The organism is Vibrio minamisatsumaniensis (assembly GCF_050337445.1).
Lineage (GTDB): Bacteria > Pseudomonadota > Gammaproteobacteria > Enterobacterales > Vibrionaceae > Vibrio > Vibrio artabrorum.
In genome coordinates this window covers 20,902-28,061 of record NZ_JAKJSY010000064.1, presented here as the reverse complement: position 1 = coordinate 28,061, position 7,160 = coordinate 20,902, and the positions used below count along the sequence as shown (strand labels likewise).

Annotated in this window: 7 protein-coding genes; 3 read left to right on the top strand and 4 right to left on the bottom strand. The window is 44.7% G+C overall.

What is annotated here, in order from left to right; all coding sequences use genetic code 11:
• On the top strand, window positions 1–134 hold a 134-nt coding region (locus tag L4B77_RS14630), incomplete at its 5' end, for an IS3 family transposase (RefSeq protein ID WP_429751301.1).
• Between the two features lie 100 nt (window positions 135–234).
• Here L4B77_RS14630 and L4B77_RS14625 read toward each other — a convergent pair.
• Complete coding sequence (locus tag L4B77_RS14625; protein WP_010436335.1) at window positions 235–549, bottom strand: DUF3622 domain-containing protein; 315 nt, start codon at window positions 547–549, stop codon at window positions 235–237.
• A gap of 354 nt (window positions 550–903) precedes the next feature.
• Entirely contained in the window at window positions 904–2,088 is a 1,185-nt protein-coding gene (locus L4B77_RS14620) for an NnrS family protein (RefSeq protein WP_429751298.1), read from the bottom strand.
• 289 nt (window positions 2,089–2,377) lie between these two features.
• On the opposite strand from L4B77_RS14620, the gene L4B77_RS14615 reads away from it, so the two are divergent.
• Window positions 2,378–2,941 (top strand): gamma-glutamylcyclotransferase family protein, encoded by a 564-nt coding sequence (locus tag L4B77_RS14615; protein WP_429751296.1) that lies wholly within the window; start codon window positions 2,378–2,380, stop codon window positions 2,939–2,941.
• Between the two features lie 71 nt (window positions 2,942–3,012).
• Here the strand turns inward: L4B77_RS14615 and L4B77_RS14610 are convergent, their stop codons facing one another.
• Both L4B77_RS14610 and L4B77_RS14605 read right to left on the bottom strand, forming a co-directional pair.
• On the bottom strand, window positions 3,013–3,345 hold the full coding sequence (locus L4B77_RS14610; protein WP_372040196.1) for a tRNA-binding protein: 333 nt from the start codon (window positions 3,343–3,345) through the stop codon (window positions 3,013–3,015).
• A gap of 155 nt (window positions 3,346–3,500) precedes the next feature.
• The gene (locus L4B77_RS14605) at window positions 3,501–5,285 is read right to left on the bottom strand and encodes an SgrR family transcriptional regulator (protein WP_429751294.1); all 1,785 of its coding nucleotides are present in this window, start codon (window positions 5,283–5,285) and stop codon (window positions 3,501–3,503) included.
• A 401-nt stretch (window positions 5,286–5,686) separates the two neighbouring features.
• Here L4B77_RS14605 and ptsG point away from each other — a divergent pair, with 401 nt between their 5' ends.
• Complete coding sequence (ptsG, locus tag L4B77_RS14600; RefSeq protein ID WP_429751292.1) at window positions 5,687–7,096, top strand: PTS glucose transporter subunit IIBC; 1,410 nt, start codon at window positions 5,687–5,689, stop codon at window positions 7,094–7,096.
• Window positions 7,097–7,160 lie beyond the last annotated feature (64 nt).

The following is a 7,160-nucleotide window of genomic DNA, read 5'->3' as shown; positions in this document are numbered from 1 at the left end:
GCTTTGAAGATGCAGATGCACTGATAGAGAAAATTAAAGAATACATCGAGTACTACAATACCAAACGTATAAAAGTGAAACTAAAAGGCCTGACTCCGATAGAATATCGAACTCAGGCCTTGAAAGCCGCTTAACAGAAATGTCCAACTTTATGGGGTCACTTCATATCTTGGGGCCTTTTTATTGTTCCCTTATCTTAAAATTAAGGGAACAATCAATTTGTCATGCACTGAATTACTCAGCGTCTTCCTCTTCGGCACGCGCTTTAGCACGAGCTTCACGAGCTTGTTCTGCTTTAAGCTCTTTAGTGTGACGCAGTTCGTCACGCTCTTTGCGCTGCTCTGATTTACGTTCATTACGTTCAGCTTGGTTAGCGATGAAAGAGGCGAGCTCTTTTTCTGCCCACTCTTGCGCTAGAGCTTCGGTTTCGAAACCAGACTCACGCTTAGATACCGTTGTGCTGCGAGATGTCACTTGACGAGTAATCTCTGCGCACCAACCGTTGCGTTTTTCTGTTAGGCGGATATCAAATTTTTTGTTCTTAGACATGTTCTATTTTTCCTAAGGGAGATCATTAAGGGATCGGTCAACTTTGATAACTCAATCTAAGTGAGCATCTTTTAACACCATCCCTTGGTAAGCGCGGTATTAGAGCACAAATCAATAAATATTGCTGCAAATATTTGCCGCGGATCACACTCTTCAACTGCAAATCGTTTGCGGATCATTTCGATTCGCTAAGAACTCACTGATGTCACCGATTTACGAGGTCTATTCTCAATCACAGCTTAACTCATTCGCCTAAAACAGAGCTTTTTTAGCGAGATATCACAAACTTGAGAACCAACACTTCCTTTCATCATGGTCCAAGTTAATCACCGTTCAGGTTTAGCCGTGCCCCGATTAACCCGGGTGACCATCCACTCTTGGCGTTAACAGCATCATGCCAAATTTCCAGATAAACAGACCGAACGCTAACGTCCATAAACCCGCGCTGATGTTGACCATCTCAAATAAATACGCCGGAAAGAAAGTCACACCTACACTACGAACGAGTGCCGCAATAAAAATAGCTGAGAACGCCAAAGCCATACTCGGCCCTTTATAGATAGCACGACCGGTATGCCCCATGGTCACGCGCGTAATCATCGCCAAAATTAACCCACTCAAACCACCAATCGCAAACAAGTGCAACATGTTATGGCTTGCGAACGGGTTGTCTAATAAACCACGTAATAGCAAACTGAGAGGGATACAAAGGTAAGCCGCATGCAGTGACCACACCAAAGGTTCTGACAATGTCGTCCACGGTTTCCAGCGAATGAAGCGTACCAATTGAGCCACCCCTGCAAATACCATCAACTCATGACCAACTTGAGCAAAAGTCAATGGGAAGAAGCTCAACACAAATAACGCCACTAAAGGTAGATTGGCGAGCCATTCCAACCAAACCAAGGGCTGAGCTTTTTCAAAATCAAAGCGACGCGCCGTAAAGAATGGAATCACTCGTCCACCCATTACAGACAGCAGCAAGGTAAACCACCACAACATGGCCTGCCAAACGGCAGACGATGGGAATGGAGGCATCCCCTTAATGGTCGCGTAACTCGCAAAGTTCGCCACGATAGCCAATATAAACAGTGGCACAAAGAACAGGTTCTTCCAACCTTTCGATTTAACGACTCGGAAACCCATTTCGTAAACGGCGAAGATTAAGAACAGCGCCTCAACCGACGAGATCAGCCATAACGGTGCGGAGGTCCAAAACAGAATACGAGGAGTGAGCCATAAGCCCACTAGCGCTGCCAACCGATAGTGCTTGGTTCCGTTTACCCCTGTCCACGTTTGTACCGCCGTTAACACAAAGCCGACCACAATCGCCATCGAGAAACCAAACAGCATTTCATGCACGTGCCACCACAGTGCGGGAACTTTTAAAATCTCTGGCTGACCGTTTTGGAACATGATAACCCAAGCCACAATCGCGATCACAGCATAGAGACTGCCTAAAAAGAAGAAAGGTCTAAACCCCAAACGAAGATAGGCAGGAATCGCCTCTTCTACACTTTTATCTGTGATATTTAACAAACTCGTTCCCCATTCTCAGATAAGTGGTCAAGGTATTACCTAAACCAAATTTGGTGTGCATAAAATCCGATGCAATATGCAGATCACATTGCATGAAACGCGCCAATTAGATAAAACCAGTAAAAACAGCGACTCACGATATTTACTAGCCAATAAACAAGTCAAAAAAACACAACGGAAAGAGTCATAAAGACATATAAATGTATAAATAGAAACTTACTGACTTTTTGTATCTCGCCACATATAGTAAGACTAAAACTTAAATGGAAGATCTCAGACAAGGAATGCGATGTATATTTTTGGTTATGGCAGCTTAATCAACTCATGTTCACGCCAGCTTACCGGTCAGACAGGGCAAGCGATCCCTGCGATTGTTCATGGCTTAGTGCGCCATTGGAGCAAGATCGATGACAGCTATGTGTTATCACCTTTGATCGTCAATCTTGGCAAGGGACAAGTCAATGGTGTGTTGCTTGAAGTGGATGATATTGCACTGGCTGAATTTGATCGACGTGAGCGTGGCTATCACCGAATTAAATTAAAGGCTTCTCAGATCGAAAGCCAAGATGAGTTCAAGCAGGATCAAGCGATCTGGGTATACATCAAAGACGAGATTGAAGCACCTTGCGAAAACAGCCCTATCGTTCAAACCTATGTCGATACGGTATTGGCAGGATGTTTAGAGGTGTCTGAAAGCTTTGCGGAACGCTTTATTAAACACACGCAAGGTTGGCATCACCCATTAGAAAATGATCGCCACCAGCCTAAATACGGCAACCTTGCCGGGGTTTCCGATCACCACCACAGTGTGATTGATGGTTTGATAATGACCGTGCGCAGCGAGTTGCTCTAGATAGCCAATTGCCCTTCAAAGCGAGTTCATTTAGGTTGGTGCACACATTGGCTCTCCAACCTAAAGCGCGCTTAAACGACTCGAATACCTGCAGGCATCGCACGCTCCGGTGTCAGCAATACACTTTCAGATTCATCTTCCGTTTCGGCACATAGCAACATGCACTCAGAAGTGTGGCCTCTCATCTTCGCCTTCGCTAGATTGCACAAAACAACAACCTGCTTGCCCATCAACTCTTGTTCTGTGTAGTAAGGAACTAAACTGGTCACCGTTTGCAGCGTCTTGTCACCGACATCCACTTGCACGATGTACAGCTTATCCGCGTTTTCATGACGCACAACCTCAACGATCTTACCCACACGCATTTCTAACTTAGCAAAGTCACCATAAGAGACAGTATCCATTTCTCACATCCTATATTGAGCTACTTTTTACCTAGAACGATATTTACTAAAATTAAGTAAACTATAAATATTTACACTAACATTAAGTCTAATAATTACAAGTGGTAAAGCTCTCATTACTGCGAAGTAAAGAGCATAAAAGTTGTCAGTAACTGTTACCAGATCTCACTCAATTTTGGCCAACCCCAAGCGGTGATTTTCACGCCTTTAAAGATATCGAGAAAGCTGAGCGTTTGCCTATGGTGGAGCATCGGAGTAATTAAGCCTTCGTAGATAAGAACAGAGCCTAGTTGCTCGAGTTGATTGAGGTATTCGTTGGGTGAGAAATTCTCTCGGATACGGTTAAGCTCAACCACCAGCCATTCACTCACATCAGATCCAATTGTGGCATGCAGAACAGGATCACTCAAAAAGTACAACAGAGCCGACACTTGGCGGTTATCATCAAGATTAAGGCTACTCATGACGATCTCTTCAGTGAAGCCATCACCCTGTGCTTTCTCTATGAACACTTCAAAAGAGTAGAGATTGATCTGCGCTTCAATGCCAGCCTTCGACAATATTTGTGCCGCAGCTTTGGCGCTGCGTTGAACCCCTAAGTGGGAATAGCAGGCAATCTGAACTGAGCGAGGCAATTCGGTTTGTTGGCTTCTGATCTGTTTAACGTTATGCCAGAAAGGGAAGAAGTTGTGCGCTATTTCGGCTCCAAATGTCGTTTCATTAAGTTCGAGCTGGCGCCAAATTTCCTCTCCGTTTAGTCGCTCGCTCAACCAACGACGCTGAGGGTAAGATAAGCTTGGGTTGTTTTGATTGAAAATAATAAACAGACACCCTTCCTCAATCCGATCTCTTGATGCGGTATGTTGCAAGTCTGGCGTATGATGGCTTTCCAATGCACTTTTATTGAACTCACTGCTCGCATTGGTGATGATTTTTTTAGAATACGGCTCTGTGTCAGGCACACCACATGAATCACCAGAGGCTTGTTCATGGTTATCCAAGGACGAATTTAAAGACCAAATCGTCACTTTATCCGTCAAAGATCGGAAACCATGAAAGTGCTCATTAGCCGCTAAGGTCAGCTTGCTGTCTGAGTGCATTTCAAGGGAAAATATACCGCAACCAACAACATTAGATGATGCGTGTTTGAGTTGTTCCGGTGGTTGGAGCGAGTACTTTAAATCACTCATCAACGCAGCAAAGCCTTTATCACTTCGACTGAGATGAACAGAAAATCGATAAGGCGTTTCAACCGTGATGGCTTCAAGGTGATAGAGTTCATTTCGATAATAAGGCAGTGCTTGTAGTTCAAGTAATAGTTGCGAGACAACCTCAGCATCAACTTTGCCACCCGAATGAAAGCTCACGGAAGGACGAAGATAAAACGTCCACACTGTCCAATTTTCATCGGCTTCCCAATGGTGTGCAATATTAGGAATCAAATCGCCTTCTGAGTTCATTGAAACCAAACAAGAATGGATTTGACGAATCAAATAGCGCTCACTATTACGATGCGGCATTGTCGGAATAAGAGCAGCAAATGGCCGATTATAAGTCAATTGTACACTCACTTTGCCTTCTGTCACTTGTGCTCCAGAAGTCTGCTTCAACAACTGTTCGAAAACCACTTGATTGTATTCAAGAAACTCCAGAGCCCGGTCGTATTTGCTCTCTTTGATCCACTCCAAGGCAATAGAGCGCTTCACCTCGGTGCGGCCGATGCGACGAATGAGAGTCGAACGCTGATTTCGCCCGACTCGTGGCATCCAAGCAACCCACTTACGTTCCGTCATCTGTTTAAGGATGGTACGCGCATGCCGTGGACTGGTGCACATCTTGTCTGCAGTCTCTGCAAGTGTGACGGCATGCTCGAGCAATAATTCAAATTCTTCTAGCCGTTCGTAATATCGAAAAAGGTTAATACCATCCAAAATAGGCACTCCAAAGCTAAGTTTAAGTTCCTTATATTAGTTTAATCATGGCCCAGTCAAGTAAAATCGTCTAAAAACACCATTATGGGGAACTTGAAATATAAAAAACACACTCTTTTTATATTCCTCATTTTTAGCAAAAATAAACTAAGTTCTAGTGCAGCCCTACGGTTGAGTAATTCAGGCGAAGATAATTCATCGATTGTTGAATGCAAAAAGCATTCGCAACAAAAGCCTCTCCGCCAACGGTAAATTCACTCTTTAAAAGCTTTAGCGATAGCAACCTACTTTATGTTTATGCTCCTACCCCCTGCAAACCATAATTTCGCTGCTATCGCTAATCCCCTTTTTGCCATTACTTATCGATGATATTGCACCCCAAATTTTATATAACAAATTGGAGTATATTTATGTTTGCTAACTTTTTTGCCAACTTGTCTAAAGTAGGTAAAGCCTTGATGTTGCCCATAGCCTCAATGCCCGCAGCGGGTATTTTATTGGGCATTGGCTCGGCACAATTTGGGTTTATTCCACCGGTGGTTTCTGAGTTAATGGCAGAAGCCGGTGGCGCAGTCTTCGGTAACCTGCCATTGATTTTTGCATTAGGTGTGGCGATTTCATTCACCAACAATGACGGTGTCAGTGCGGTAGCGGGAGGTATCGGTTATTACGTTCTGGTGGCGACACTGAAAGTCATGGCAGGCGTGCTGGGTGTAGATCATATCGACACGGGTGTTCTTGGCGGCATCATCTCTGGTGCGGTTGGTGCGTATATGTTTAACCGCTTCTACACCATTAAGATGCCCGCTTATTTGGCCTTCTTTGCTGGTAAGCGATTTGTTCCAATCGTAACGTCATTTTCTATGCTGTTCTTGGGCGTCGCCATTGCATTTATTTGGCAACCAATCGGTGCTGGCATTGATTGGTTTGGCACCTGGGCTACGGAACAAAATCCATTGGTGGCATTCTGGGCTTACGGCACCGCTGAGCGAGCGTTGATTCCATTTGGTCTGCACCATGTGATTAACGTGATTATTCAACTTCAAGCGGGTGAGTTTGTAAACGCAGCTGGCCAAGCATTCCATGGGGAAATTCCTCGCTTCTTCGCTGGCGATCCCAATGCGGGCAACCTAGCTGGTGGCTACTTATTTAAGATGTTTGGCCTTCCTGCCGCTGCAATTGCAATTGGCCGAGCTGCGAAACCAAAGAATCGCACCAAAGTCATGGGCATCATGGTCTCAGCTGCACTGACATCATTCCTAACCGGTATCACAGAGCCTATTGAGTTTGCGTTCTTATTCATCTCACCAGCGCTTTACGTGATTCACGCGATCATTGCAGGGCTCGCTTATCCACTGTGTATTATTCTGGGTGTCAAACATGGCTACAGCTTTAGTGCGGGTCTTATCGATTACGTGACCTTCTTTGGTATCTCAACCAAAGGCTGGATGATCATACCACTAGGTTTGGCTTACGCAGTGCTGTACTACATAGTTTTCACTTGGTTTATTAAGAGATTCGATCTCAAAACACCAGGCCGTGAAGAAGAAGACAACAGCAAAGCAATCAATGACACAAGCTCAGAGTTTGCCCGTGAATTGGTCAGCGCATTTGGGGGCAAGCAAAATATCTTGAGCACAGATGCGTGTATCACTCGCTTGAGAATCCAAGTCGACGAGCAAGACAAAGTCGACGAAGAAAAATTGAAAGCGCTAGGCGCAGCAGGTGTCGTGCGAGTGGGCACTGGTGTACAAGCTATTTTCGGTGGCAATAGTGACGTTTATAGAACTCAAATGGTCGACTGGATGAACAACAACTAGTTTTCCTAATGCCATGTTCTAGGTCTGTACAATAAAACATAAACTCTAAAATCGCGGTCGCATC